Consider the following 25,267-nt stretch of genomic DNA (forward strand, 5'->3'; position numbering starts at 1 on the left):
GCCTCCCTCGCCCACCCGCCGACTTTCACCATCAGTGTCGATTTGATAGCTCAATGAACACAATGGCCGCAATGAGAGATCCCCAACGGGGTCCTTCAGGCCGGGGGTGAAGTCGACCAGCCCGCGTAGCGGGGCAGGAACAGCCGTTTCGCCGCCGGGAGAAACGGCGTTCACCCAGCTCAGACGGGCCGGTTTTGCTGCTCGATGTACTGGCGCAGAACACTGATCGGATCGCCGCCCACCGATCCGGCGAAGTAAGAGCCTGACCACAGCTTGTTCGCCCGGTAGTAGTGGCGGGCCAGTTCGGGGAACTCCTGACGCATCCGGCGCGAGGACACGCCTTTGAGGCTGTTGACCAACTTGGACAGGGCCACCTTGGGTGGGAAGTTGACCAGCAGGTGGACGTGGTTGTCTTCGCCGTTGAACTCGCGCAGTTCGGTTTCGAAGTCGGCGCACACGGATCTCATGATCTCTTGTAGTCGGGTGAGGTGCTCGCCGGTGAACACGCGATGGCGGAACTTCGTTACGAAGACCAAATGTGCATGCAGCACGAAAACGCAATGTCTGCCTGTCCTGATATCGCCGTCGTCGGCCATAACCCAACTGTAGGATGATCGTGGGCGGTTGCGGTACTCCTTCCGGATCGACCCGACCCCGGGCCAGCGCATCGCGCTCGCGCGGGCGTTCGGGTGCGCCCGGGTGGTGTTCAACGACGCGGTCGCACTGCGCAACCACGCCCATGAGCGGGGCTTGCCGTTCATCACCGACGCCGAACTGTCCCGCCTGGTGATCACCCAGGCGAAGCAGACGCCGGAACGCTCCTGGCTGGGCGAGGCGTCGGCGGTGGTGCTCCAGCAGGCGCTGGCCGACGCCTGCGCGGCGTTCCGGAACTTCTTCGCTTCTTTGGCCCAGACCCGCAAGGGGCCCAAGCTGGGGCCGCCGCGTTTCCGGTCCCGTAGGGACAACCGGCAGGCGATCCGCTTCACCCGCAACGCCCGTTTCGCCATCACCGCAGCCGGCAAGTTGCGGCTGCCGAAGATCGGCGATGTGGCGGTGCGCTGGTCACGGAGCCTGCCGTCGCAGCCCTCTTCCGTCACCGTGGTGAAGGATGCCGCCGGGAGGTATTTCGCCTCGTTTGTGGTCGAAGCAGCCGAAACCCCCTTGCCTGCGACCGAGGCCGAGACCGGGATCGACCTGGGCCTGACCCACTTCGCGGTGCTGTCGGGCGGACGGAAGATCGACAGCCCGCGGTTTCCTGCGCCGAGCGGAGAAGAAACTCAAGCGGGCGCAAAAAGCCCTGTCCCGTAAGGAGAAAGGCAGCAAGAACCGGGCCAAGGCCCGAGTGAAGGTCGCCCGCCGGCATGCCAAGGTCACCGACGCGCGCCGCGAGTTCCACCACTGGTTGTCCACGGTGCTGATCCGCGAAAACCAAGCGATCTATGTGGAGGATCTGGCGGTCAAGGGGCTGGCGCGCACTGGTACTGGCCAAGAGCGTGCACGACGCGGGCTGGGCATCGTTCATCGGCATGGTGGAGTACAAGGCGAAGCTGTACGGTCGGACGTTCGTGAAGATCGGCAGGTTCTTTCCCTCCTCCAAGTTCTGTTCGGCCTGCGGGGCGCTGGCCGAACAGATGCCGCTGGCCGTACGGGAGTGGACCTGCCCGTGTGGGGTCACCCATGACCGGGATGTCAACGCCGAGATCAACATCCGGGCTGAGGGACGCCGGATCGTCGCCGCTGGACGGAAACCCGTGCCTGAGATGGGCGGGAAACGGAGACGGAAAACGCCTGCGGAGACTGGTAAGACCCCTCCGCCCGCTCCTCGGGGCGAGCGCGGGGCACGGTCGATGAAACAGGAAGCCACAGAAGTGCCGCGTGACACCACACGGCACAGGCTGAATCCACGGCGTTCACACCGGGGAGCGCGTCAAAAGCAGAACACGCGTCCGGGCCCCGCTCATCGTCTCCTGGCCGGGGCAGGTCCCCGAGGGCGGTGTGCGGACGCAGTTCCACCACGTCATCGACGTGACCCCGAACGATCCTGGACGACGCTTCTCCGAGTGCCACGACCTGGCGGCCGAGCGCCCCGACGTGCTCCATGAGCTGATCGGCCGCTGGTGGTCCGAGGCCGACCGGTACGGCGTCTTCCCCCTGGACGACCGCAACTTCGCCGAACGCGCCGCGAAATACCACAGCGCGGCCTCGCCCAGGAGGCGGCGGAGTTTCGTGCTCTACCCGGAGATGAGCCGCATCCCGGGCGGGGTCACGCCGCTGATCTACGACCGCTCGTACCGCATCGACGCCGAGGTACGGCTGCGCGAGGGCGACGAAGGCGTGCTGATCTCCCAGGGTGACGTGAACGGCGGTCACGTCCTGTACGTGGCAGAGGGCCGGCTCCACTACGAGTACAACCACCAGGGCACCCACTACCGCGTGCACGGCGAGTACCCGCTGCCGCCGGGGGACCACGTCCTGTCGATGATCTTCACCAGGACCGGCCCCTGCCAGGGTGTGGCCGCCCTGGCCGTGGACGGCCGCCCCGACGGCGGCAAGGAGCCGCTCACGACCGCCCGCTACCTGATCGGCTGGCAGGGCCTGGTGCTGGGACGCGACGCGCTGTCGCCGGTGAGCTGGGACTATCCGCGCGGTTTCCCCTTCACCGGCACGATCGAGCGGGTTCGCGTGGAGCTGGACGAGGACGTCCCGGACGCCGTCCACGAGACGTTCGACTGACGGGGAGTAACCGGGCGCGCTCGTGACCTGCTCTTGGTCTCCGTCTCAGTACGCTCCCGTGCGTGATGGAAGACAAGGGCCGGAGCAGGCCGCGGATCAGCATCGACGGAGCGGGCATCGAGAGGCGCAGGACGGCGATCCAGGCGCTGGTGGATCAGGCGCCGCCGCCGGCGGCGGAGCGGGTCCCGATGCCCCGCCCCATCTTCAGCCCGCGCTCGGACGGGCCGGAAGCGCCGCGATCGCCGCTGACCAGGCATCTCCGGGAAGGGTGACGTACTTGCCGAGGAACTGCCGCGCCGAGGCGGAGTCCAGTCGGTAGTCGTAGTTGGTCTTCCTGCAGGCGTCGTCCGCGCCGGAGATCGTCGTGGCGATGAGGAGGTGCGAGGTGAGCCCGCCCAGGAAGTTCGGGCCGCCCGAGTCGCCGAAGCAGGTGCTCCCGTCGCCCTTGGTGGACAGCGAGAGGTTGAGCCATCTCGGGGTCATGCTCTTGTACGAGATGGTCGCCTGGTGGCGCGTGTCGGTGTAGTGGAAGCTCTGGCCGCGCGGCTTGTTCTTGGTGGGCTTGAGCGAGCCGTACCCGACGGGGGTGAAGCGTGCGGACTCCAGCTTGTTCTGGGCCTTGAGGAGGTCGAGCAGGCCCGCGGCCGGCAGCTGGGCGGGCGTGATGTTCGGGACGGGCTTGTTGAACACGACGACGGCCATGTCATGGAGGTCGGACTTCTTCGAGAAGCGGGGGTCCGGGATGTAACGGCCGGTGTAGACCTGGCCCCCGCGCTTGTAGTGGCCCGTGAAGGAGACGGTGGCCGTCTTCTGTTTCGGCTCACCGCAGTGGGCGGCGGTGAGGAAGACGGTCGGCGAGATGAGCGTTCCGGTGCAGTACGACCACGTGCCGTCGGGATTCGCCTCATCGGAGATGAGAGCCCCTACTTCCGGGTGAGCGTCACCGTCGGTGAAACCGTTGGTGATGGCCGCTGCCGGAGTCGCGGTGTATGCCAGCGTCGCAGCGGCAACCAGGACAAAAGGGACATAACGCATTCCCGAAGTTTAGATGTCGGGGGGTGGCGAATGGTACATATGAGCAAAAGATCTACTTGTTTTCCTGGGGGCGGCCGGTTTGGCCGCGCATTTCCCGGAGTGGGAAGCATTGCGTATATAAGATCCCCTCGTGAATGCTCAGGCCCTGGCGCTCGGCGCGGTCGCCGGGCTGCCGGAGGGGTTACGGGAGCTCCGGGTGCGGGTCAGGCGGTTCCTCGAGGACGAGATCGCCTCCGGGGGCTTCGCCCCCGAGGCCGACGCCTGGATGTCGGGCGTCGATCCGGCCTTCAGCGGCCGCCTGGCCGGGCGCGGGTGGGTGGGGATGACGATCCCCGCGGCGTACGGCGGGCGCGGGCGGACCGCGCTGGAGCGCTATGTGGTGACCGAGGAGCTGCTGGCCGCCGGGGCGCCGGTGGCGGCCCATTGGATAGCCGACCGGCAGATCGCACCCAGCATCCTGCGTAACGGCACAGAACAACAGAAACACAAGTATCTCCCGCAAATCGCCCGCGCCCAAGGTTTCTTCGCGATCGGCATGTCCGAGCCCGATTCGGGTTCGGACCTGGCCTCGGTCCGGACCCGGGCCGCAGAGGTCGAGGACGGCTGGCGGCTGACGGGCACCAAGGTGTGGACCAGCGTCGCGCACATCGCCACGGCGGTGGTCGTCCTGGCGCGCACCGACGACGCCGGCGACCGGCACGCCGGGCTCTCCCAGTTCATCGTGGACCTGCCCCACCCGGCGGTCTCGATCCGGCCGATCATCACCATCGACGGGGCGCACCACTTCAACGAGGTGGTCTTCGACGACGCGGTGATCCCGGCGGGTGGCCTGCTGGGCCGCCGGGGGGACGGCTGGCGCCAGGTCACCGCGGAGCTGGGCAACGAACGTTCCGGCCCCGAACGCATCCTCAGCACGCTGCCGCTGCTGCGGGAGTGGGCCCGGCCCGAGAACCTCGGAGACGACCCGGTCGCGCACGCCGAGCTGGGCCGGCTGGTCTCCCGGCTGGTGGCGCTGCGCCGGCTGTCCCTGTCGGTCGCCGCGCGGCTGGCCGCGGGAGAGAGCCCGGCCGTGGCGGCGGCCCTGGTCAAGGACCTGGGCACGGAGTTCGAGGGTGACGTCGTGGACGCCGTGCGGCGACACGTCCGCCCGGAGCCGGGCGGCCGGGGGCTCGCGGCCATGCTGGCCAAGGCCGTCCTGCATGTCCCGGCCTTCACCCTGCGCGGCGGCGCCAACGAGATCCTGCGCTCGATCGTGGCGAAGGATCTGTCCTCATGACCGCCGACCATCTCCGCGACCTGGCCGATGCGGTGCGGGGCCTGCTGGACGCGGAGCTGCCAGGCCCGGCGCTCTGGGCCCGGCTGGAGGAGCTGGGTTTCACCTCGCTCACGGTTCCCGAGCCCCAGGGCGGGAGCGGCGGCACGCTCACGGACGCCGCCGTGGTGGTCCGCGAAGCCGGCGCGGCGGCGTCCACGGGTGGGGCGGCGCTGCCCCTGGCCGAAGCCCTGTTCGTCGCCGGCCCGCTGCTCGCCGCGTCGGGAGCCGCCCTGCCGCCCGGGACGGTGACCGCGTACACCGGCGATCTGGTGGCGGAGCCGGGCCCCCACGGCCGGTGGCGGGTCACCGGCCCGCTGGTCCGCGTACCGTGGCTGAGATCCGCCGATCACCTGGTGGCCCTGGTCGGCACCCCGGACGGGCCGGCCACCGCCGTGCTGCCCGCCCCTGCCGGGCTTTCCCCTGGCGAGAACCTGGCGGGGGAGGAGCGCGACAGCGCCGTGCTCGACGGCGCCGAGGCTGCGGTCACACCCCTGCCGCCCGGCCCGTGGCGCCACGAGCTGGAGCTGCACGGGGCCGCGGCGCGGGCGCTGCAGCTGGCCGGCGCCGCCCGCGCCGTACTGACGCTCACCACGCGGCATGTCACCGACCGGGTGCAGTTCGGCAAGCCGCTGGCCCGGTTCCAGGCGGTCCAGCACCGGCTCGCGCGGCTGGCGGCGGACGTGGTCACCGTCGAGGTGGCGGCGGACGCGGCGGTCGCGGCGCTGCGGGACGGCGCCGAGGACCGGGAGCTCGCCGTGGCCTCGGCCAAGGCCGAGGCGTCCGCGCTGGCCCGGTCGGTGGCCGCCGCGGGCCACCAGCTGCACGGCGCGATCGGGTTCACGATGGAGCACCGGCTCGGCGCCTGCACCAGGAGGCTGTGGGCGTGGCGCGAGGAACACGGCAACGAGCTCCACTGGCAGCGCAGATGCGCCGACCTGGCGAGAGGATCGGGCGACGTGTGGGAGCTCGTCACCGGCGAGCCGGGGTCGAGGCCCCTTTGACGACAGGAGCAGCACCATGACCGCCGAACCGCCCGCCATCACCACCGTCGGCGACGGGATCGCCAGGCTCACCCTGAACAACCCCCGGCGCAAGAACGCCATCACGCTGGAGATGGCCGCCCTCATCGAGGACTTCTGCGCCCGCGTCCACGGTGACGACACCATCGGCGCCGTCCTCGTCGACGGCGCGGGCGCCTACTTCTGCAGCGGCGCCGACACCCGCGACCTGGCCGCCTCCTCCGCCGATCCCGCCGCGCCCGAGTCGGTCGCGCGGACCTCGGCCGTGTACGCGGCGTTCGTGCAGGTCGGGCGGCTCCCGGTGCCCAGCGTGTCCCTGGTGACCGGCGGCGCGGTCGGCGCCGGGCTCAACCTCGCCCTGGCCACCGACCTGATGCTGGTCAGCCAGGACGCGGTGCTCGACAGCGGGTTCGTGGCGCGCGGCATCCATCCGGGCGGCGGTCACCTGGCCCTGCTCGGCCGCGCGGCCGGGTATCAGCACGCCATCGCGCTCGGGGCTCTGGGCGCGGCGCTGTCCGGAGCCGAGGCCGTACGCCGCGGCCTGGCCTGGGACGTGGCCGAGCCGCACGCCATGCTGGACACCGCCACCCGGCTCGTGGCCATGGCCGCCGCCGACCCCCAGCTGGCCCGGCGGATCAAGCAGAGCGCCACCCTCGAACTCGGCCCGCCCGCGGTGTCCTGGCCGTCGGCGCTGGAGATCGAACGCGGGATGCAGATGTGGTCGCTGGGCCGTAAGGGCAGCCAGGGGTGGGACCGGAAGCCGCCCAAGCCGCCCGTGGAGTCCTGATCGTCAGCCCTGCCCGAGCGAGCGGGCCTCCTTCCACCGCGGGCTGTCGAGGAAGTGGTTGTCGTACAGCTCCTGCGAATCGAGCAGCTCCTCGAGGGTGGCCTCGCCGGTGCGCAGGCGGGCCAGCAGGCGGAAGTACTCGAAGCGCTCCACTCCCGGCGTGATGACGATCAGCAGGTCGGCCTCGGAGCCGGGGGCGGCGGCGAAGGCGTGGGCGACGTTCGGGGGTACCACGGCCATGTCACCCTCCTCCAGGGTGAGCACCTCGTCGCCCGCCAGCACCTGGGCGGCGCCGCCGAGGACGTAGAACAGCTCGCTGGAGGAGGTGTGCAGGTGGGGCACCGCGCCGTCGGCGCCGGGGGTGAGGGTCATGCGGAGGCTGCTCAGGGCGCCTCCGGTGGCGCTGGAGTCGAGCAGGAGCCGGCCGGTGGCCGGGGCGTCGCCGCCGCCGATGATCTCGGCGTCGGCCGCGCGTACGACTGCGGTCTCGGGCGTGATGAGCGACATGGTGAGAAGTCCTTCCTGGGGAGTTACAGGGCGCCGTCGAGGGCGGCGGCGACCAGGCGTGCGGCGTAGGCGCGATCCACCGGGTCGCCGGTGATCAGGACGCGGTAGTACAGGGCTCCGGCGAGCTGCTCCAGCAGCGTCATGGGGTCGACGTCGGGGCGGAGCCGGCCCTCGTCGCGGGCGCGTTCGATGAGGCGGCAGGCCAGCGCGTTGCGGCGGGCGTAGACGTCCCGCTCCAGCTCGCCGACGTCGTCGTGGCGCGCGGCGGCGGCGACCAGCTCGGCCACCGTCCCCGCCGAGCGGCTCTCCTGGCCGGGCGGCAGGCCCGCGACCCGCATCCGGTTGAGCCCGGCGGCGACCTTCTCCATGTAGTCGGTGAGGTCGCGCCGGATGTCGCCGGTGTCGGTGATCTCGTCGTGGTCCTGCAGCCTGGCCACGACGGCCAGGGCGAGGTGGTCCTTGGTGGGCCAGCGGCGGTACAGCGTGGTCTTGGCGATGCCGGCCCGCTCGGCCACCTCGTCGGTGGTCAGGCCGCCGTACCCGCGCCGCAGCAGCAGCTCGGTGGCCGCCTGCAGGACGCGTTCGTCGACCTCGGTGTCACGCGGTCGCCCCCGTGGCCTCATGTGGATCCCTCCATTTCGCTACTTGAGTAGCGAAATTCAAGATACACCGGGACCGCTGATTTACGCAACAGCAGTTTCGTATATGCCCTCAAGCCGCCTGTCGCCACCGTCCGATGACCTTGTGGAGGAAAGTCGAGCCGGAGGACCTGGCCGATCCGGCGCCGGCTGCCCGAACCCTGGTATACGCGGACCCGGGCCGTGGGCTATTCCTCCCGGGCCGGACGGAGTACCCGGCGCACGGCGCCACGCAGCCACTGGTGGGCCCCGTCGGCGGTGTGGCGCGGGTGCCAGGCCAAGCCGATCGTCAATGGTGGCAGCGGCAGCGGGATTTCCAGCAGGCGTAGTCCCAGCGCGTGCGCCGCGTCGCTGAGTGGTGAAGGGGGCTCACCCGGCAGTGCGGTCGGCACCAGGCAGACCACGTCGCCGGCTGCGGCCAGCGCCATCGCCGCCAGATGTCCGGGCAGGACGGCGCTGACCCGCCGGCTGAGCCCTTGCTCGGCCAAGGCCGCGTCCAGCGGGCCGGTGAAGCGTCCCCGGCGGCTGACCGTGACGTGCTCGGCCGCGGCCAGCCTGGCGGGCGTCAGGGTTCCTTCGGCGAGCGGGTGCCCGGCCCTGACGCCGGCCGCCATCCGCAGCGTGACCAGCTCTTCGACCCGGGTCTCCGGGTCGACGTGGTCGATGGCCCCGATCTCCAGATCGATCCGGCCCTCGCGCAGCGCGGGGCCCGCCTCCCACTCCTCGGCCAGCACCCGCAGCGAGACGCCCGGCGCCCGGCGCCGGGCCAGCCCGAGCAGACCCGGCGCCAGCGCCGCGCCGACCAGGTCCGAGGCCTGGACGGTGAAGGTGCGCCGCAATGTGGCGGGATCGATCCCGCCGCTCGGGGTGAGCAATGCCTCCAGCCGGCGCACCACCGCGGCGGCCTCGTCCCGCAGCGCCTCGGCGCGGGGTGTCGGCACCATCGCCTGTCCTGCCCGCACCAGCAGCGGGTCCTGGAGCACCCGGCGCAGCCGGGCCAGGGTCCGGCTCATCGCCGCGGGGGAGGTGTGCAGCCGCGCGGCGGCACGGGTGACGCTCTGCTCGGTCAGCAGGGCGTCAAGGGCGACGGCGAGGTTGGCGTCGAGGTTCGGGTCTGGGCTGCTCACCGGCATTATTCCGTTTCAGGCAATGGTTGGATGCTGAAGTTCCCATTGTGGCAATGCGGTCGGGGTCTGCACGATCAAGGGGTTGTACCGATCCGACATAGACCGCGAGGTTTTCATGATCGTCATTACCGCCCCCACCGGGAACATCGGCCGGCGGCTGCTGTCGCTGCTGGTCGAGGCCGCGCCCGCACGCGGAGAGGAGTTGCGCGTCGTGGTCCGCGATCCTGCCCGGCTCCCCGAGGCCGTGCGCGGACGGGTCGAGGTGGTCACCGGCTCGCACGGCGACGCCGCGACCGTCGAGCGCGCCTTCACCGGGGCCGACGCCGTCTTCTGGCTGGTGCCGCCGGACGCCTCGGCCACGCCCGACGAGGCGTACAGCGGCTTCACCCGCCCGGCCGCGCGGGCGTTCGCCGCCCACGGAGTCGGCCATGTCGTCGGCGTCTCGGCGCTCGGCCGCGGCACGCCGCAGGCGGCCCAGGCCGGGCTGGTCACCGCCTCCCTGGCCATGGACGACCTGATCGCCGGCTCCGGCGTCGCCTACCGCGCCCTGGCCAGCCCGTCCTTCTTCGAGAACCTGCTGGAGGAGGCCGACTCGATCCGCGAGCACGGCGTCTTCACCGACACCGTCGCCGCGGACCGTCCGGCCCCGCTGGTGGCCGTCGCCGACATCGCCGCGACGGCGGCCGGGCTGCTGCTGGACCGCTCCTGGACCGGCGTCGGCAGCGTTCCGGTGCTCGGCCCGCAGGACCTGTCGCCCGACGACCTGGCCCGCATCATGACCGAGGAGCTGGGCCGTCCGGTCCGCTACCAGCGCCAGCCGCTCGACGAGCTGCGGTCCACCCTGCTCGGCTACGGCCTCAACGAGGCGTTCGTCGAGGGCATGGTCGACATGAAGCGCGCCAAGGACCAGGGCCTGGACTCGGGCGTCGACCGCTCGCCGCAGGCGGGCCCGGCCACCGGATTCGCGCAGTGGTGCGCGCAGACTCTCAAGCCCGCCGTCCTCGCCACACCGGAGGCAGTCGATGCCCACTGACCGAACCGAGCCGCCGGTCACCGCGTTCATGCTGGTCAAGACAACGCCCGAGTGGCTCGCGATGACCGTGGCCGAACGCGTCCAGGCCTTCACCACCCAGGTCGTCCCGGTGATCGAGGCCCGCACCCGCGGCGTCCGCTCCCGCTTCTATGACACGGAGTTCTACTCGGCGCGGGTCACCGACATCTGGGTCTGGGAGGCGGACGACCACGACGCCTACCGGCTGCTGATCGACGCGCTGCGCGAAACCCCCTTCTGGGACCGCTACTTCGACATTGTGGACCTGCTCGTCGGCACCGAGAACGGCTACGCCCGCACCTACGACCTGGAGCCGGTGGCCACCCTCGCCACCTGACGCTCCTCCCTGACCGGCCGGTGCCGCCACCACCCTGCGCAAGCACCGGCCGGGCTCCGCCGGAACGCATCCGTGACGGCGTTGAGATCTTGATTCGCGAAGATCTCCCACAGCCTCCGTTCCGGACGCCCGCACCACCATCGGTGAGCTGTACAAGCTGAATCCGAGCCTGTGGGTGGACGACCTCAAGAAGCCCACAGGACAGTACGCGAGCTATGCCAAGCTGCCCGTGAAATGGCGGCTGTGGCTCGGCTCGGATCAGCTCGTATGCAGGTGCCAGACGCGGTATGACGAGGCCGACTCCCTCTGGAACGTCAAGGACCGCAGTCTCCAGACCGCCGATGTGCGGTTCTCCGGCTGGGGCGACGCGATCCACATCAAGCCGCCTCCCACCGAACTCGTGGCGACGATCGATGAACTGATCTTCTCCGACGACGACTGAAACGCGGCGGTGCCGCCGGGTTGGTCAGATGGTGAACTCGACCCCCTGGGCCAGCGGCAGCTCGCCGGAGTAGTTGATCGTGTTCGTCGCCCGGCGCATGTAGCCGCGCCAGGCGTCCGAGCCGGACTCGCGCCCGCCGCCGGTCTCCTTCTCGCCGCCGAACGCGCCGCCGATCTCGGCCCCGGAGGTGCCGATGTTCACGTTGACGATCCCGCAGTCGGAGCCCTCGGCCGAGACGAACAGTTCGGCCTCGGCCTGGTCGCGGGTGAAGATGCTGGACGACAGGCCCTGGGGGACCGCGTTGTTGAGCGCGATGGCCTGCTCCAGGGTCTCGTACGGCATGACGTAGAGGATCGGCGCGAACGTCTCCTGGGTCACGATCGGGGTCTGCTCCCCGATCCGGACCAGCGCCGGCTCGGCGTAGAAGGCGTCCGGCGCCTGGTCGGCGAGCCGGCGCCCGCCGCCGGCCACCAGCGTGCCGCCCTGCTCCACGGCGGCCTCCAGCGCGGCGCGCATGGCGGCGTGCGCGCGGCCGTTGATGAGCGGTCCGACCAGGGTGCCGGGCGCCATCGGGTTGCCGATCGGCAGCCGCGCGTAGGCGTCGGTGAGCCGCTCGGCCAGCGCGTCGGCGATGTCGGCGTGGGCGATGACGCGGCGCATGGTCGTGCACCGCTGGCCCGCCGTCCCGGCGGCCGAGAACACGATGCCGCGCGTGGCCAGGCCCAGGTCCGCGGACGGGCACACCACGGCCGCGTTGTTGCCGCCGAGCTCCAGCAGCGACCGCCCGAACCTGGCGGCGACCCGCGGCCCCACGGCGCGGCCCATGCGGGTCGAGCCGGTGGCGCTGACCAGGGCGACCCCGGGGTGGTCCACGAGCGCCTCGCCGACCTCGGGGCCGCCGACGAGGACCTGGCTCAGGTACGCGGGCGCGCCGTGCTCGGCGGCGGCCCGGTCGAGCAGGGCCGCGCAGGCCAGGGCGGTCAGCGGCGCCAGCTCCGACGGCTTCCAGACGACCGGGTCGCCGCACACCAGGGCGATGGCCGTGTTCCACGACCAGACGGCCGCCGGGAAGTTGAACGCGCTGATCACGCCGACGACGCCCAGAGGGTGCCAGGTCTCCATGAGCCGGTGGCCGGGCCGCTCGGAGCTGATCGTGCGCCCGTACAGCTGGCGGGACAGGCCCACCGCGTAGTCGCAGATGTCGATCATCTCCTGGACCTCGCCGAGCGCCTCGGAGGTGATCTTCCCGACCTCCAGGCTGATCAGCGTGGCGAGGTCCGCCTTGTGCGCGGACAGCAGCTCGCCGAGCCGCTTGACCAGCGCGCCCCGGGCCGGCGCGGGCACGGTCCGCCAGGCCAGGAACGCCTGCCTGGCCCGCTCCACGGCGGTGTCGACGGCGCCGGGGTCCACCCAGTCCACGGCGGACAGCGGCCCGCCGTTGATCGGTGAGGTGGTCGTGACGCCGCCGCCGAGCGCGTCCACGTCCACACCGCAGCGCTTGGCGGTCTCTCGCGCCGTCGCGGCCAGCTCGTCGGCGCCGGGCAGCGTGGTCACCATCAGGATCTCCTTGTCAGACGATGTTGATCTCGGGCCTGGCCCCGGACAGGGCGAAACGGCCCGCGTCGAAGCCGGTGACGTCCACGAACGGCGTCCGGCCCAGGTAGAGGTCGCGGACCACCTCGCCGACGGCCGGGCTCATCAGGAAGCCATGGCCGGAGAAACCGGTGGCGTAGATGAACCGGTCGACGCCGCGGGCGGTGCCGATGAGCGCGTTGTGGTCCGGCGTCACCTCGTACAGCCCGGCCCAGCCGGTGGCGATGCCGGTCTCCATCAGCGCCGGGGCGCGGCGGGCCATGGCCTCGCCGAGCCTGGGCAGCCAGGCGTCGGAGCGGTCGAGCTTGAACCCCGGCGTCTCGTCCGGGTCGGACATGCCGAGGAGCAGCCCGGGGCCCTCGCGGTGGAAGTAGAACGTGGTGCCGAAGTCGATGGTGAACGCCATCGGCGGCAGGTCCGCGACCGGCTCGGTGACCAGGATCTGGCGGCGCAGCGGGGCCACCGGCAGGTCGACCCCCGCCCACTCGCCGACCGGCCGCGACCAGGCGCCGGCCGCGCAGATCACCGTGTCGGTCTCGACGCGGCCGCCTTCGGTCCGGACGGCGACGATACGGCCGTCCACGACCTCGATGCCGGTCGCGGCGCAGTTCGGCAGCAGCCGCGCGCCCAGCCGCCGGGCCGCGCCCGCGTAGCCGAGCACCACGGACTCGGGCGTGCAGTGGCCGTCGGTGGGGGAGTAGGCGGCGGCCAGCAGCCCGTCGGTGTCGATCAGCGGCGACAGTTCCTTGGCCTCCCCGACCGGGATCATCCGGCTGGGGACGCCGAGGTCGTTCTGGATCGCCACGTTCTTCTCGAACTCCGCGACCGACTCGGGGGAGTCGAGCAGGAACAGGTAGCCGGGCTTGTGCAGGTCGATCTCCTGCCCGAAGCGCTCGGCGAAGGTCTCGAACGTCTCCAGGCTGCGTACGGCGAGCTCGATGTTGACCCGGTCGGAGAACTGCGCGCGCACGCCGCCGGCCGCCTTGGAGGTCGAGCCGGAGCCCAGCGACCCCTTGTCGATGAGGACCACGTCGCTCACGCCGGCCGCGGCCAGCGCGTACGCCGAGCTGACGCCCATGGCGCCGCCTCCGATGATGACCACCGAGGCCCGCGCGGGCAGGTCACGTCCCATTGATCGGCTTCCTTCCTCACGTACCGCATTCAGGATCGGGGATCGGACAGAGCCGGAGGAAGCGGTCAAGCCTCGGCATCTGTGGGTGAGGCGTAAGAAGTTCTTATGCTCTGGGGGAGGTCGTCCTCCAGCCGGGCCGCGGCCAGCCGCAGGGAGCACACGGCGCCGGTCACCGCCGGGTTGGCAGCGGCGGTCCGGTGCACGGCGGCGATGCGCCGGCGGGCCTCGACGCCGTCGAGCCCGGTCGCGACCACGCCCTCGCCGGGCAGGTGCGCCAGCGCCGGGACGAGCGCCACCCCCAGGCCGGAGCGTACGAACCCGTGGATGACGCCGTAGTCGTTGCTGCGGTAGTCGACCTGCGGTTCGTAGCCCGCCCGCGCGCACAGCCGACGCAGGCAGGAGGCCCCGGAGGTGCCCTCCCGGGTGGACACCCACGTCTCGTGCTTGAGGTCGTCGAGCGCGACCGCCCCGGCTGCGGCCAGCGAGTGCCCCGCGGGCAGCAGGAGCAGCAGCTCCTCCGCCAGCAGCGGGATCTCCCGCAGGTCGCGCGGCCAGGCGCGGGGCACCAGGTCGTAGCGGTAGACCAGGGCCAGGTCGAGCTCACCCGCCCGGACCAGCGGGATCAGCTCGTCGGGCTCCCCCTCGTCGAGCAGGGTCTCCACCGCCGGGTGCGTCTGCGCGTACGCGGCCAGGGCGATCGGCAGCAGCCGCTGGCTCGCGGTGGGGAAGCTGCCCAGCCTGAGCCGGCCGATCGTGCCCTCGGACATGCCGCGGACGTCGTCCTCCAGCGCGTCCAGCGCGGCCAGCACCTCGTACGCCCGCAGCACCAGATACCGGGCGGCCGGCGTGGGCGTGATCGTCTGGGCCCCGCGCTCGAACAGCGGCATCCTGACCGCCCGCTCCAGCGCCGCGATCTGCTGCGAGACCGCGGACCCCGTGTAGCCGAGCCGCCTGGCCGCGGCGGCGAACGAGCCCGCGTTCAGCACGGCGGTCAGCGTCCGCAGGTGGAGCGGGTTGAGCATAAGCAGACCTTACGGCAGCCGGTCGGCGAGGAGCTGGGCCAGGTGGGTGCCCCGCCGGGCCGACAGATCGGCGATCTGCGTGCGGCAGGAGAACCCGTCGGCGAGCACGGCCGTCCCCGGCCCGGCCTCCCGGATCGCCGGGAGCAACTGGTGCTCGGCCACCGCCACGGACACGTCGTAATGCCCCTTCTCGACGCCGAAGTTGCCCGCCAGCCCGCAGCACCCGCCCAGCCGGGTCACCCGCGCGCCCGCCTCCCGCAGCAGCCGCAGGTCCTGCTCCCAGCCCATGACCGCGTGGTGGTGGCAGTGCGGCTGGGCCACCACCGTCACCCCGTCAAGCGCGGGCGGCCGCCAGCCGGGCGTGCCGGACAGCAGCTCGGCCAGCGTGCGGGTCATGCGCGCCACCGGCCCCGCCACCGCCTCGTCCAGCAGCTCCAGCGCGTCCGAGCGCAGCACGGCCGTGCACGACGGCTCCATCCCCACGATCGGCACGCCCTGCCCGGCGGCCTCGGCCAGCTCGGCGACCGTGCGGCCGAGGATGGCCCGGGCCGCGTCCAGCTGCCCGGTGGAGATCCACGTGAGCGCGCAGCACTGGCGGCGCTCGCTGACCCGCGGGCGGTAGCCGGCGGCCTCCAGCACCTTCACGGTCGCGCGGCCGATCTCCGGCGCGAAATGGTCGGTGAAGGTGTCGACGAACAGCATCACCGGCCTGCCCTCCACCGGCCGCCGCCGCTCGAACCAGGCCCGGAACGTCTCCCGCGCGAACTCCGGGAGCCCGCGCCGCCGGTCCACCCCGGCCAGCGCCGGCAGCCCCGGCACCCGCATGAGCGCGTTCACCGCCCGCGGCATCCTGCTCGCCAGCCGCGCCCAGCGCGGCAGCCGCCCCAGGGAGTAGTGCGTGAGCGGCCGGACGCGCCCCTTGTAGGTCTGGTGGAGCACCTCGGACTTGTACGCGGCCATGTCGATCCCCGTCGGGCAGTCCGAGGCGCAGCCCTTGCAGGACAGGCAGAGGTCGAGGGCCTCGTGGACCTCGGGAGAGCGCCAGCCGCCGGTGACGCCGGAGCCGTTGATCATCTCCTGGAGGACGCGGGCGCGGCCCCGGGTGGAGTCCTTCTCCTCCCTGGTGGCCAGGTAGGAGGGGCACATCACCCCGCCGGCCGCGGTGTTGTCGGCCCGGCACTTGCCCACACCCGTGCAGCGGTGCACGGCCTGGCCGAAGTCGCCGCCATCGTGGCGGTAGGCCAGGGCCAGGCCCTCGCGCACCGGGCGGGCGGCCGGGACACGCAGGTCGGCGTCGAGGGGGCGAGGCCGTACGAGCACGCCGGGGTTGAGCACGTCGCCCGGGTCGAAGATCGCCTTGACCCCGGCGAACAGGTCGATCGCCGCCCGCGAGTACATGAGCGGCAGCAGCTCGCTCCTGGCCCGGCCGTCGCCGTGCTCGCCGGACAGCGAGCCGCCGTAGCCGGCTACCAGCGTGGCCGCGGCCACCAGGAAGGCCCTGAACTCCTCGCGCCCGCCCGGCCGGTCCAGCGGCACGTCGAGCCGGATGTGCAGGCAGCCGTCGCCGAAGTGCCCGTACGGCAGGCCGGTCAGGCCGTGCCCGGCCAGCAGCGCCTCGAAGTCGCGCAGGTAGCGGCCCAGCATCTCGGGCGGCACGGCGGCGTCCTCCCAGCCCGCGTGCGCCGGCCGCCCGGCGGGGCTGCGCCCCGACAGGCCCGCGCCGTCCTCGCGGATGCGCCAGAGCGCCGCGGCCTCGGCCGGATCGGTGACGACCAGGGCGTCCTCGCCGCCGGCCGCCACCCGGGCGGCCCGCTCCCGCACCTCGGCCGCGTCGTCGCCCGCGACCTCGACGAACAGCCAGGCGGCGCCGCGCGGCAGCGGCGGCACCGCGCCGGGGCCCCGCCGCAGGCGCACCACGTCGACGATGCGCGCGTCGATGCCCTCGCAGGCCGTCGGCCGGTGCTCCAGCACTCCCGGCGCGGCGTCCCCGGCGGCGGCGATGTCGGCGTAGCCGAGCACGACCAGGGCGCGGTGCGCCGGATCGGTCACCAGCCGCACCGTCGCCTCCGTGAGCACCGCCAGCGTGCCCTCGCTGCCGACCAGCAGGCGGGCCACGTCGAAACCGCGCTCCGGCAGCAGGTGCTCCAGCGCGTATCCCGACATCTGCCGCCCGAACCGGCCGAACTCGGTCCTGATCGTGGCGAGGTTGGCCATCGCGAGATCCCGCAGCGCGGCCGGGATGTCCTGGCCGCGCAGGCCCGGCGCGTCGGAGGCGCCCGGCAGGTCCAGCGCGGCCTGGGCGGGCAGGTCGAGCGCGGTCCCGTCGCCGGCCACGGCCTTGAGCCCGGCGATGTTGTCGGACGTGCGGCCGTAGCCGAGCGTCCTGGAGCCGCAGGCGTTGTTGCCGATCATGCCGCCGATCGTGCAGCGGGTGTGGGTGGACGGGTCGGGTCCGAACCTGAGCCCGTACGGGGCCGCCGCCCGCTGCAGGGCGGCCTGGACCACCCCCGGCTGCACCACCGCCGTGCGGGCCTCGGCGTCGACCCGCAGCACCTGGTCCATGTGGCGGCTGAAGTCCAGCACCAGGCCGGGGCCGATCGCGTTCCCGGCGACCGACGTGCCGCCGCCGCGCGCGGTGAGGGGGATCTCGTGGCGCGCGCACAGCTCGATCGCCGTCGCCACGTCCTCGGCGGACCTGGGCCGGGCCACCAGCAGCGGCGGCACCCGGTAGAGGGAGGCGTCGGAGGAGTGGAGCGCCCGCGACGTGGAGTCGTCCAGCACGTCGGTGACCCCGCGACGGCGGAGGTCGGTCGCGAGAGCGGCTGCGCGGTCCATAAGTAGCATGCTACATGCGACCCATGTAGCATGCTACTCGCTTCCGGCGGCGAGGAGAGAAGGCACGATGGTCGACGCGACCGCACTCCGGGCGGCTTTCGCCCGGCGCCTGTCAGCGATGTACGGCACCGAGGTCCCCGCGTACAACACGCTCGTCGACGTCGCCCAGGAGGTGAACCGCGAGGTGCTGGCCCGGATGGGCGCCGGCGCAGAACGCCTCGGCTCCATCGGCCGCGTCACCGCCGAGCGGCACGGCGCGATCCGCGTCGGCACCCCGGCCGAGCTGGCGCAGGTCGCGCGGATCTTCGGCGCGATGGGCATGTACCCCGTCGGCTACTACGACCTGCGCGAGGCGGCCGGCAGCTCCGTGCCCGTCGTCTCCACGGCCTTCCGCCCCGTGGACGAGGCCGAGCTGGCCGCCAACCCCTTCCGCGTGTTCACCTCCATGCTGGTGACGGGCGACCGGCGGTTCTTCGGCGCGGACCTGGAGCGCCGGCTCGGCGAGTTCCTGGGGGCGCGCCGGCTGTTCCCGCCGCGCCTGCTCGACCTGGCCGACCGCGCCGAGGCCGAGGGCGGCCTGGACGACGAGGCGGCCGAGGAGTTTTTGATGCTCGCCACGCGGGCGTTCGAGCTGTCCGCGGAGCCGGTCTCCCGCAGCTGGTACGCCGAGCTCGAACGCGTGTCAGCCGTGGCCGCCGACATCGGCGGCGTGGCCTCCACCCACGTCAACCACCTGACCCCGCGCGTGCTCGACATCGACGCGCTCTACGCCCGCATGAGCGAGCGCGGCATCACCATGATCGACGCCATCCAGGGGCCGCCCCGCTGGGACGGCCCCGACCTCCTGCTGCGCCAGACCTCCTTCCGCGCGCTGGCCGAGCCACGGCTGTTCAGGGAGGACGACGGCCGGGTCGTCCGGGACGACCTGCGGGTGCGGTTCGGGGAGGTGGAGGCGCGCGGCATCGCCGTGACGCCCGCCGGACGCGCGCTCTATGACGAGCTGTCGGCCGAGCTGGACGCGCTGCTCGCCGGGCAGCGGGTCACCGCGGAGGAGCGCAACGCCGCCGGGGCCAAGCTGTGGGCGGACCGGGTGCCGCGCGGCGAGGCCGAGCTGGCCGCGGGCGACCTCGCGTACTTCACCTTCCACGTCCTCGACGCCCGCCCCGGCGGCGCCGCACCCGCCGACCTCGCGACGCTCCTGGCCGACGGGTGGATCGGCGCCCGGCCCATCGTGTACGAGGACTTCCTGCCGCGCTCGGCCGCCGGCATCTTCCAGTCCAACCTGACCTCCGACGGTGCCAAGGACGTGACGGCGGCGGGCGCGGACTTCGGCCCCGAAGCGCTGGCCGCGGTGCTCGGGCGCCCGCTGCACGACCCCTACGAGCTGTACGCGTCGACCCGGGCGGCCTCGCTGGCCCGCGTCCGCGACGAGCTCGGCCTGGCCCGGGAGATCACCCTGCCCCAGGCTCGCTAACCCGGCTGCGGCTCGTCGATGATGGCCCGATGGCCCGGCTGCGAGTCTTCGGCGATGGCCCGTCAGCCCGGCTGCGGCTCCTCGACGATGGACGCCCACAACGCGTCCACGTCGATCGGCTCGCCCTGGGCCCTGGCCGCCTGCCGGGCCAGGATGAGGCCGGTGTTGGTCAGGTGGGCGCGCATCGCGCGCACCGCGCCCTCGGCGTCCGCCGCCGCGACGGCCGCCACGATCGGCTCGTGCTCCTCGTGCACCTGCCGCAGCGTGCGGGAGCGGTCGTCCGTGGACGTGCCGAGGATGCGCATGGTGTCGCGCAGCCCGCCCACGATCGCGCGGGCCCTGCCGTTGCCCGCCGCGACCAGGAGGCGGTCGTGCAGCGCCTGGTCGAGCTGGAAGAACAGCGCCTCGTCGGCCGCCTCGACCGCCGCCGCCATCTCCTCCATGGTCGCCCGCAGCGCCGCGCCGAGCCCGGCGGCGTCGCCCCTGGCTGCCCGCCGCGCGGCGGGCAGCTCCAGAGCCAGCCGCACCCCGAAGATCTCGACGATCTCCCGGGGGTGCGGCAGCACGACGCGGAACCCGCGGTTGCGCTCGACCTGCACCAGCCCCGCCTCGGCCAGGCGCAGCATCGCCTCGCGGACCGGACTCCTGGAGACGTTGAGCTGCTCGGCCACCTGGTAGACGGAGTAGAGCCGGCCGGGGACCATCGCGCCCGTGTGCACCGCCCGGCGCACCTCGGAGATCACCTGCTCGGCCAGCGACCGGCCCGCGTGCGGCAACGGCTGCAGCTTCAGCTCGGCGTGTTCGCGGGTCGGCGGCATGTCGGCATGTTACCCGTACGGGACCAGCGGCGATCATGCGCCGCCCGGCGGGCGTTTCAGCGCCGTTTCAGTGCCGGGCGGCGGGCAGGTCGCGGGGTTCCGGTCCCCGGTAGGCGGGCAGCAGCGGGGGCGGTATGGGGCCTTTGATGCGGCGGCCCTCGCCGTGCTCCTCCCACGCGTGCGCCAGGACGCCGACCGCGCGTGACAGGACGAACAGGCCCCTGCCCAGCTCGGGCGCGAAGCCGAGCTCGCTGTAGACGATGGCGGTGGCGCCGTCGACGTTCATCGGCACCGGCGCCAGCTGCCGCTCGATCTCCAGCCCGATCCGCAGGTACGCGCCCTCGACCACGCCGTCGCGGACCGCGTCCTCGACCGCCCGCACGAGGGGGTCGCGGCGCGGATCGCGCGGGTGGAAGCGGTGACCGAACCCGGGGAAGTACCGCTTGGCACTCCGATACCCGTCCAGCACCCCCGAGACCACCTCCGCCGGATCGGCCTCTGCCGGGTCTGCGGTGGTTCGCACACGGATGTCGGCCAGCACGGCCATGCACTCCTGACCAGCGCCACCGTGTACGTCGCCGAGCAGCCCGACGCCCGTGGCCACGGCGGTGTTGAGGCCGACGCCGCAGGTGGCGGCCATGCGGGCGGCGGCGATCGAGGGCGCCTGCGGCCCGTGGTCGACCCCGGACACCAGCGCGGCCTCGAACAGCGCGGACTGCCCGGGAGAGGGCACCTCGCCGCGCAGCATGAGCCAGATCGTGTCGGCGAACGACAGCCGGCCGATGAGCTGCTCGACGGGATAGCCGTGCAGCCGGATGACGCCGGGGGAGATGTCGGATATGGCGGTGGCCCACCATCCGGTCACCTGCTCTGTCATCGTGCTCATATAGCTCCTTCCTGGTGCAGGCGGGCGATGTCGGTGTCGGAGTAGCCGAGGGTGCGCAGCACCGCGTCGGTGTGCTCGCCGAGCCTCGGGGGCGGGCCGGTGGGGGCCAGGGGGCGGCCGTCCACGTGGGCGGCACCGCCCAGCAGCACGAGCTCGCCGCCGCCGGGGGCGGGGGAGGGCAGGCGGTGCAGCAGGCCGCGGTGTTCGACCTGCGGCGAGCGCAGCGCCTGCGGGACGGTGACCACCGGCGCCGCGGGCACGCCGGTCGGCAGCAGGATCTCGTCCCACTCGGCCGCCGACCTGGTCTTCAGCGTCTTCTCCAGCTCCTCGCGCAGGGCGTCGCGGTGGGTCTTGCGGTCGTCCCTGGTGCGGAAGCGGGGGTCGCTCATGAGCTCCGGCCGGCCCAGCACCCGGCAGAGGGTCTCGAACTGCTCCTGCTTGTTGGCGGCGATGTTGAGCTGGCCGTCGGCGGTCTCGAAGGTGCCCGACGGCGCCGACGTACGGTTCTCGTTGGCCATGGCCGCCGGCTCCCGCCCGGCGACGAGGTAGTCGGAGACCACCCAGCCCATCCCCGTGAGCGCGGCGTCCAGCATGGACACGTCCAGGTGGGCGCCCTGCCCGGTGCGCAGCTTGCGGTGCAGGGCGGCGGCCACGGCGAAGGCGGCGGTGATGCCCCCGGCGCTGTCGCACACCGGGTAGCCCACCCGTACGGGCGCGGTGTCCGGGGTGCCGGTGACGCTCATGATGCCCGCCAGGCCCTGGATCACCTGGTCGTAGGCGGGGCGCTCGCGCATGGGCCCGGTGGCGCCGAAGCCGGACAGCGCGCAGTAGACGAGGCCGGGGTTGATCTCGCGCAGCCGTTCCCAGCCGAAGCCGAGCTTGTCCAGTACGCCGGGGCGGAAGTTCTCCAGCAGCACGTCGGCCTCGCCCAGCAGCCTGGTGAAGACCTCGCGGCCGGAGGCGTGCTTGAGGTTGACGGTGACCGAGCGCTTGCCCGCGTTCTGCGCCAGGAAGGAGACGCCGAGGTTCTCGTCGCTGAGGCGGGGGTCGGCGCCGAGCTGGCGGGCCAGGTCTCCGGTGCCGGGGATCTCCAGCTTGATCACGTCGGCGCCCATGAGGGCGAGCTGGTAGCCGGCGTACGGGCCGGACAGGACGTTCGTCATGTCGAGCACGCGTACGCCGTCGAGCAGCCGCGGTGATGAGTTGTCGGTCATCGAACCCCTGTCCGTACCGCTATGTGGTCCAAAAGTACCGTACAGCGGTTCAGGTGGACGTGTCGATGACCGAGCCGCATGCTTGACACACCCAGGGAACGGCCATAGCGTCGCCATTGAATTGGACAGCTCCATCCAAAAAAAGCGATCGCCTCCCGGGAGAGTGATGCGAGCTCGAGCGGCGGTCCTGCGCGACCCTGGCAGGCCGTTCCCCGTCGAGGACGTCTCGCTCGCCGCGCCCGGCCCCGGAGAGGCACTGGTTCGCGTGGCGGGCGCGGGCATGTGCCACACTGCCGTGACCTGCTCAGGGAGGCGGCCGGCGGGCTCGAGGCCGCGGCCGACCGGCTCGCGCCGATCCTCGCCGCGGAGCAGGGCAAACCCCTCAAGGACGCCCGGCGCGAGGTCGACACCGCCGTGACGTGGCTGCGCTACCACGCCGAACCTGGACCTGCCACGCGAGGTGTCGCAGGACGGCTCCGCCGAGGTGATCCGGCGCCCGCTCGGCGTGGTGGCCGCCATCACGCCGTGGAACCTCCCGATCGCCCTGGCCATGTGGAAGATCGCACCGGCTCTGCGCGCCGGCGACACCATGGTGCTCAAACCCTCCCCGTACACGCCCTTGACCACCCTGGCGATGGGGGAGATGCTTGCGCAGATCCTCCCGCCCGGCGTGCTGAACGTCATCAGCGGCCGCGACCCCCTCGGCGCCCTCATGACCGCCCATCCCGTACCTCGCAAGATCAGCTTCACCGGCTCGACGGCCACCGGCAAGCGCGTCGCCGCGGCCGCCGCCGAGGACCTCAAACGGGTCACCCTGGAGCTCGGCGGCAACGACCCGGCCATCGTCCTCGACGACGCCGACCCCGAGCGGATCGCCGACAGCCTGTTCTGGAGCGCGTTCGCCAACAACGGCCAGGTCTGCCTGGCTGTCAAGCGGGTCTATGCGCCGGAGCGGCTGTACGACGACCTCGTCGAGGCCCTGGCCGTACGGGCCCGGTCGGTGCGAGTGGGCGCCGGCACCGCCGACGGCGCCCAGCTCGGCCCGATCAACAACCGCCCGCAGTACGAGCGCGTCGCCGCCCTGGTCGGCGACGCGCTGGAGCACGGCGCGGTGGCCGCGGCCGGCGGCCGGCCGATCGACCGGCCCGGCTACTTCTACCAGCCCACCGTCCTGTCCGGCGCGACGGACGGGACGCGCGTCGTCGACGAGGAGCAGTTCGGCCCGGCGCTGCCCGTCATCGCCTACCGCGACCTCGGCCAGGCCGTCGAGCGCGCCAACGGCACCGCCTACGGGCTGACGGCGTCGGTGTGGTCGCCCGACCTGGACCGGGCCGCGCGGGTGGCGGCCGAGCTGGACTGCGGCCAGGTCTCGATCAACGCCCACGGCCGCGGTGTCCGCCCCGACCTGCCCTTCGGCGGCCACAAGTGGAGCGGCCTCGGCGTCGAGAACGGCCCCTGGGGCCTGTACGGCTACACCGAGCTCCAAGTCCTGGTAGGGAATCAATCATGAACATGACCATCGAGCAGGCGGGGCTCATGCTGGCCGACCCCCTCGCCTACGCCGACGAGCCGCGGCTGCACCAGGCGCTCACCCTGCTGCGCCGGGAGGCCCCGGTCCATCTCGTGGAGGCGCCCGAGTACACGCCCTTCTACGCCGTCACCCGGCACGCCGACATCATGCGGGTCGAACGCGACAACGCCCTCTGGCTCAGCGCGCCACGCCCGGTCCTGGGCAAGAAGGCGTTCGAGGAGCACGCCAGGCAGCAGGCGGCGCAGGGCATCCAGTTGAAGACGCTGGTCCACATGGACGACCCCGACCACCGGGTGGTCCGGGCGATCGGCGCCGACTGGTTCCGCCCCAAGGCCATGCGCGCCATGGAGAGCCGGATCCAGGAGCTCGCCCGCCGCTACGTGGACCGGCTGGCCGAGTACGGCGGCGAATGCGACTTCGCCACCCAGGTCGCGGTGCACTACCCGCTGTACGTGATCCTCTCCCTGCTCGGGCTGCCCGAGTCAGACTTCCCCCGCATGCTCAAGCTCACCCAGGAGCTGTTCGGCGGCGCGGACGCGGAGACCAGGCGCGGAGACACCGCCGAGGACCAGTTCGCGGTGCTCCTCGACTTCTTCGCCTACTTCCAGCAGCTCACCGCCGCCCGCCGCGCCCACCCCACCGAGGACCTGGCCTCCGCCATCGCCAACGCCCAGGTGGACGGCAAGCCGCTCAACGACATGGAGACGGCCTCCTACTACGTCATCATCGCCTCCGCCGGCCACGACACCACCAGCTCCACCGTCGCCGGCGGCCTGCACGCCCTCATCGAACACCCCGACCAGTTGGCCCGGCTGCGCGAGGACCCCGGCCTGCTGCCGCTCGCGGTCGACGAGATGATCCGCTGGGTCACCCCGGTCAAGGAGTTCATGCGCACGGCCTCGGCCGACACCAGCCTCAACGGCGTGGACATCAAGGCGGGCGAGTCGGTGCTGCTGTCGTACCCGTCGGCCAACCGCGACGAGGAGGTGTTCACCGACCCGTTCGCCTTCGACGCCGGCCGCGACCCCAACCGCCACCTGGCCTTCGGGTTCGGCGTGCACTACTGCCTCGGCGCGGCGCTGGCCCGGATGGAGCTGAAGGCCCTGTTCGCCGAGCTGCTGCCGCGCCTGGAGAGCGTCGAGCTCGCCGGTCGGCCCGAATGGAGCGCCACGACCTTCGTCGGGGGCATCAAGCACCTGCCCATCCGGTACAAGCTCCGCCGCTGATCAGGACATGAGGAAGTCGGGCCTGGCCCGGCGCCACTCCGGGGCGTCCAGCGCGTTGAGCGGCGCGACGATCCGTTTCTCCTCGTAGACGAAGTGCGTCTCCATCAGCGCGGCGAGAGTGTCCAGCTCGCCGCGCACCAGGAGCGGGTCGTGGTCCCGGCCGAGTCCGTCGAGGAGCGCCTGCAACCGCCGCAGGGAATCGTCCACCAGCCGGTGGTCGCGGCGCAGCTCCTCCAGCACCGGGCGCAGCTCGGGGAAGCTCCGGGCGAGCTCGGGGAAGGCGCCGCCGTCCTCGCCGGTGTGGTGCCGCTCCAGCGCGGAGCAGAAGGTCAGGCAGTGGGTACGCAGGTCGCGGGGGAGCGCGCCGCCCGCGAGATAGGCCTCGACGTCCTCGCGCAGCGCGTCGAGCTGCTCGCGGAGCCAGAGGTGCACGTCGATCAACTGGTTGCCGAACGCCGCCAGGCGCCCGTCGGGTGTTTCCATGGGGGTCCCATGTTCCGGCGCCTCCGTGCCCTCGGCGATCTGTTTGCCGGGTGCACCGCGAC

At 72.4% G+C, this 25,267-nt stretch carries 26 protein-coding genes and 1 pseudogene; 14 read left to right on the plus strand and 13 right to left on the minus strand.

The genetic code is table 11. The annotated features are described in order from the left end of the window. Positions 1-179: 179 nt before the first annotated feature. Positions 180-596, minus strand: coding sequence for an IS200/IS605 family transposase (tnpA, locus tag ACIHFD_RS11070; RefSeq protein WP_397366651.1), 417 nt, complete (start codon positions 594-596; stop codon positions 180-182). Positions 597-624: 28 nt separating this feature from the next. Between tnpA and ACIHFD_RS11075 the strand changes: the two genes are divergently transcribed. From ACIHFD_RS11075 to ACIHFD_RS11090, 4 genes are read left to right on the plus strand one after another with little or no spacing between them, the layout of a single operon-like run. Further along, a complete protein-coding gene (locus ACIHFD_RS11075; RefSeq protein WP_397366653.1) occupies positions 625-1,308 on the plus strand; it encodes an RNA-guided endonuclease InsQ/TnpB family protein in 684 nt (227 codons plus the stop codon). Further along, a complete protein-coding gene (locus ACIHFD_RS11080; protein WP_397366961.1) occupies positions 1,298-1,681 on the plus strand; it encodes a transposase in 384 nt (127 codons plus the stop codon). Before ACIHFD_RS11075 ends, ACIHFD_RS11080 begins: the two co-directional genes overlap by 11 nt. Further along, complete coding sequence (locus ACIHFD_RS11085) at positions 1,566-2,102, plus strand: zinc ribbon domain-containing protein (RefSeq protein ID WP_397366962.1); 537 nt, start codon at positions 1,566-1,568, stop codon at positions 2,100-2,102. Before ACIHFD_RS11080 ends, ACIHFD_RS11085 begins: the two co-directional genes overlap by 116 nt. Beyond that, complete coding sequence (locus tag ACIHFD_RS11090; RefSeq protein ID WP_397366969.1) at positions 1,996-2,733, plus strand: hypothetical protein; 738 nt, start codon at positions 1,996-1,998, stop codon at positions 2,731-2,733. The genes ACIHFD_RS11085 and ACIHFD_RS11090 overlap by 107 nt, the downstream gene beginning before the upstream one ends. Positions 2,734-2,937: 204 nt before the next feature. Here the strand turns inward: ACIHFD_RS11090 and ACIHFD_RS11095 are convergent, their stop codons facing one another. Further along, positions 2,938-3,768: a trypsin-like serine protease gene (locus ACIHFD_RS11095; protein ID WP_397366654.1), complete on the minus strand. Its 831-nt coding sequence runs from the start codon at positions 3,766-3,768 to the stop codon at positions 2,938-2,940. Positions 3,769-3,898: 130 nt separating this feature from the next. On the opposite strand from ACIHFD_RS11095, the gene ACIHFD_RS11100 reads away from it, so the two are divergent. Genes ACIHFD_RS11100 through ACIHFD_RS11110 form a run of 3 tightly spaced genes read left to right on the plus strand, consistent with a single transcriptional unit; the run spans position 3,899 to position 6,889 of the window. Continuing rightward, positions 3,899-5,044, plus strand: coding sequence for an acyl-CoA dehydrogenase family protein (locus ACIHFD_RS11100; protein ID WP_397366655.1), 1,146 nt, complete (start codon positions 3,899-3,901; stop codon positions 5,042-5,044). Then, complete coding sequence (locus ACIHFD_RS11105) at positions 5,041-6,084, plus strand: acyl-CoA dehydrogenase family protein (protein WP_397366656.1); 1,044 nt, start codon at positions 5,041-5,043, stop codon at positions 6,082-6,084. Before ACIHFD_RS11100 ends, ACIHFD_RS11105 begins: the two co-directional genes overlap by 4 nt. A 16-nt stretch (positions 6,085-6,100) precedes the next feature. Then, complete coding sequence (locus ACIHFD_RS11110; RefSeq protein ID WP_397366657.1) at positions 6,101-6,889, plus strand: enoyl-CoA hydratase-related protein; 789 nt, start codon at positions 6,101-6,103, stop codon at positions 6,887-6,889. Between the two features lie 3 nt (positions 6,890-6,892). Here the strand turns inward: ACIHFD_RS11110 and ACIHFD_RS11115 are convergent, their stop codons facing one another. From ACIHFD_RS11115 to ACIHFD_RS11125, 3 genes are all read right to left on the minus strand, one after another. Then, a complete protein-coding gene (locus ACIHFD_RS11115) occupies positions 6,893-7,396 on the minus strand; it encodes a cupin domain-containing protein (protein WP_350727626.1) in 504 nt (167 codons plus the stop codon). Positions 7,397-7,419: 23 nt separating this feature from the next. Further along, entirely contained in the window at positions 7,420-8,019 is a 600-nt protein-coding gene (locus tag ACIHFD_RS11120; protein ID WP_397366658.1) for a TetR/AcrR family transcriptional regulator, read from the minus strand. 203 nt (positions 8,020-8,222) lie between these two features. Beyond that, on the minus strand, positions 8,223-9,161 hold the full coding sequence (locus ACIHFD_RS11125) for a LysR family transcriptional regulator (RefSeq protein WP_397366659.1): 939 nt from the start codon (positions 9,159-9,161) through the stop codon (positions 8,223-8,225). Positions 9,162-9,276: 115 nt separating this feature from the next. On the opposite strand from ACIHFD_RS11125, the gene ACIHFD_RS11130 reads away from it, so the two are divergent. The 3 genes from ACIHFD_RS11130 to ACIHFD_RS11140 all read left to right on the plus strand — a co-directional run bounded on the left by ACIHFD_RS11130 (position 9,277) and on the right by ACIHFD_RS11140 (position 10,991). Further along, a complete protein-coding gene (locus ACIHFD_RS11130) occupies positions 9,277-10,194 on the plus strand; it encodes an NAD(P)H-binding protein (protein WP_397366660.1) in 918 nt (305 codons plus the stop codon). After that, complete coding sequence (locus ACIHFD_RS11135) at positions 10,184-10,549, plus strand: darcynin family protein (protein ID WP_350727630.1); 366 nt, start codon at positions 10,184-10,186, stop codon at positions 10,547-10,549. Before ACIHFD_RS11130 ends, ACIHFD_RS11135 begins: the two co-directional genes overlap by 11 nt. A 175-nt stretch (positions 10,550-10,724) precedes the next feature. Then, positions 10,725-10,991 (plus strand): hypothetical protein, encoded by a 267-nt coding sequence (locus ACIHFD_RS11140; protein WP_397366661.1) that lies wholly within the window; start codon positions 10,725-10,727, stop codon positions 10,989-10,991. Between the two features lie 24 nt (positions 10,992-11,015). Here the strand turns inward: ACIHFD_RS11140 and ACIHFD_RS11145 are convergent, their stop codons facing one another. The 4 genes from ACIHFD_RS11145 to ACIHFD_RS11160 all read right to left on the minus strand — a co-directional run bounded on the left by ACIHFD_RS11145 (position 11,016) and on the right by ACIHFD_RS11160 (position 17,573). Beyond that, entirely contained in the window at positions 11,016-12,548 is a 1,533-nt protein-coding gene (locus ACIHFD_RS11145; RefSeq protein ID WP_397366662.1) for an aldehyde dehydrogenase family protein, read from the minus strand. Between the two features lie 13 nt (positions 12,549-12,561). Further along, entirely contained in the window at positions 12,562-13,716 is a 1,155-nt protein-coding gene (locus ACIHFD_RS11150; RefSeq protein WP_397366663.1) for an NAD(P)/FAD-dependent oxidoreductase, read from the minus strand. A 65-nt stretch (positions 13,717-13,781) separates the two neighbouring features. Further along, a complete protein-coding gene (locus tag ACIHFD_RS11155; protein ID WP_397366664.1) occupies positions 13,782-14,738 on the minus strand; it encodes a LysR family transcriptional regulator in 957 nt (318 codons plus the stop codon). Positions 14,739-14,747: 9 nt separating this feature from the next. After that, entirely contained in the window at positions 14,748-17,573 is a 2,826-nt protein-coding gene (locus tag ACIHFD_RS11160) for an FAD-binding and (Fe-S)-binding domain-containing protein (RefSeq protein WP_397366665.1), read from the minus strand. 67 nt (positions 17,574-17,640) lie between these two features. On the opposite strand from ACIHFD_RS11160, the gene ACIHFD_RS11165 reads away from it, so the two are divergent. After that, positions 17,641-19,047 carry a 2-oxoadipate dioxygenase/decarboxylase family protein gene (locus ACIHFD_RS11165; protein WP_397366666.1) on the plus strand — a complete coding sequence of 469 codons (1,407 nt, stop codon included), beginning with the start codon at positions 17,641-17,643 and terminating at the stop codon, positions 19,045-19,047. A 62-nt stretch (positions 19,048-19,109) separates the two neighbouring features. Here the strand turns inward: ACIHFD_RS11165 and ACIHFD_RS11170 are convergent, their stop codons facing one another. From ACIHFD_RS11170 to ACIHFD_RS11180, 3 genes are all read right to left on the minus strand, one after another. Further along, entirely contained in the window at positions 19,110-19,865 is a 756-nt protein-coding gene (locus ACIHFD_RS11170; RefSeq protein WP_397366667.1) for a GntR family transcriptional regulator, read from the minus strand. Between the two features lie 67 nt (positions 19,866-19,932). Beyond that, positions 19,933-20,751: a citryl-CoA lyase gene (locus tag ACIHFD_RS11175; protein WP_397366668.1), complete on the minus strand. Its 819-nt coding sequence runs from the start codon at positions 20,749-20,751 to the stop codon at positions 19,933-19,935. Further along, complete coding sequence (locus ACIHFD_RS11180; RefSeq protein WP_397366669.1) at positions 20,748-21,965, minus strand: CaiB/BaiF CoA transferase family protein; 1,218 nt, start codon at positions 21,963-21,965, stop codon at positions 20,748-20,750. The genes ACIHFD_RS11175 and ACIHFD_RS11180 overlap by 4 nt, the downstream gene beginning before the upstream one ends. A gap of 282 nt (positions 21,966-22,247) precedes the next feature. On the opposite strand from ACIHFD_RS11180, the pseudogene ACIHFD_RS11185 reads away from it, so the two are divergent. From ACIHFD_RS11185 to ACIHFD_RS11195, 3 genes and pseudogenes are all read left to right on the plus strand, one after another. Further along, a pseudogene (locus tag ACIHFD_RS11185) lies at positions 22,248-22,352 on the plus strand (hypothetical protein); the annotation flags it as partial. Between the two features lie 73 nt (positions 22,353-22,425). Beyond that, entirely contained in the window at positions 22,426-23,475 is a 1,050-nt protein-coding gene (locus ACIHFD_RS11190; RefSeq protein ID WP_397366670.1) for an aldehyde dehydrogenase family protein, read from the plus strand. Then, a complete protein-coding gene (locus tag ACIHFD_RS11195) occupies positions 23,472-24,722 on the plus strand; it encodes a cytochrome P450 (protein ID WP_397366963.1) in 1,251 nt (416 codons plus the stop codon). Before ACIHFD_RS11190 ends, ACIHFD_RS11195 begins: the two co-directional genes overlap by 4 nt. On the opposite strand, the gene ACIHFD_RS11200 is transcribed toward ACIHFD_RS11195, so the two are convergent. Beyond that, the gene (locus ACIHFD_RS11200) at positions 24,723-25,205 is read right to left on the minus strand and encodes a hemerythrin domain-containing protein (RefSeq protein WP_397366671.1); all 483 of its coding nucleotides are present in this window, start codon (positions 25,203-25,205) and stop codon (positions 24,723-24,725) included. Positions 25,206-25,267: the final 62 nt, after the last annotated feature.

Source organism: Nonomuraea sp. NPDC051941 (assembly GCF_044593615.1).

Excerpts from the sequence above, each read along its gene's own strand:
- ACIHFD_RS11170 (WP_397366667.1), bottom strand. The coding sequence starts at position 19,865 with ATGCCGCCGACCCGCGAACACGCCGAGCTGAAGCTGCAGCCGTTGCCG.
- ACIHFD_RS11135 (WP_350727630.1), top strand. The coding sequence starts at position 10,184 with ATGCCCACTGACCGAACCGAGCCGCCGGTCACCGCGTTCATGCTGGTC.
- tnpA (WP_397366651.1), bottom strand. The coding sequence starts at position 596 with ATGGCCGACGACGGCGATATCAGGACAGGCAGACATTGCGTTTTCGTG.
- ACIHFD_RS11160 (WP_397366665.1), bottom strand. The coding sequence starts at position 17,573 with ATGGACCGCGCAGCCGCTCTCGCGACCGACCTCCGCCGTCGCGGGGTC.
- ACIHFD_RS11195 (WP_397366963.1), top strand. The coding sequence starts at position 23,472 with ATGAACATGACCATCGAGCAGGCGGGGCTCATGCTGGCCGACCCCCTC.
- ACIHFD_RS11155 (WP_397366664.1), bottom strand. The coding sequence starts at position 14,738 with ATGCTCAACCCGCTCCACCTGCGGACGCTGACCGCCGTGCTGAACGCG.
- ACIHFD_RS11165 (WP_397366666.1), top strand. The coding sequence starts at position 17,641 with ATGGTCGACGCGACCGCACTCCGGGCGGCTTTCGCCCGGCGCCTGTCA.
- ACIHFD_RS11200 (WP_397366671.1), bottom strand. The coding sequence starts at position 25,205 with ATGGAAACACCCGACGGGCGCCTGGCGGCGTTCGGCAACCAGTTGATC.
- ACIHFD_RS11115 (WP_350727626.1), bottom strand. The coding sequence starts at position 7,396 with ATGTCGCTCATCACGCCCGAGACCGCAGTCGTACGCGCGGCCGACGCC.
- ACIHFD_RS11150 (WP_397366663.1), bottom strand. The coding sequence starts at position 13,716 with ATGGGACGTGACCTGCCCGCGCGGGCCTCGGTGGTCATCATCGGAGGC.
- ACIHFD_RS11175 (WP_397366668.1), bottom strand. The coding sequence starts at position 20,751 with ATGAGCACGATGACAGAGCAGGTGACCGGATGGTGGGCCACCGCCATA.
- ACIHFD_RS11130 (WP_397366660.1), top strand. The coding sequence starts at position 9,277 with ATGATCGTCATTACCGCCCCCACCGGGAACATCGGCCGGCGGCTGCTG.
- ACIHFD_RS11095 (WP_397366654.1), bottom strand. The coding sequence starts at position 3,768 with ATGCGTTATGTCCCTTTTGTCCTGGTTGCCGCTGCGACGCTGGCATAC.
- ACIHFD_RS11120 (WP_397366658.1), bottom strand. The coding sequence starts at position 8,019 with ATGAGGCCACGGGGGCGACCGCGTGACACCGAGGTCGACGAACGCGTC.
- ACIHFD_RS11180 (WP_397366669.1), bottom strand. The coding sequence starts at position 21,965 with ATGACCGACAACTCATCACCGCGGCTGCTCGACGGCGTACGCGTGCTC.
- ACIHFD_RS11105 (WP_397366656.1), top strand. The coding sequence starts at position 5,041 with ATGACCGCCGACCATCTCCGCGACCTGGCCGATGCGGTGCGGGGCCTG.
- ACIHFD_RS11110 (WP_397366657.1), top strand. The coding sequence starts at position 6,101 with ATGACCGCCGAACCGCCCGCCATCACCACCGTCGGCGACGGGATCGCC.
- ACIHFD_RS11145 (WP_397366662.1), bottom strand. The coding sequence starts at position 12,548 with ATGGTGACCACGCTGCCCGGCGCCGACGAGCTGGCCGCGACGGCGCGA.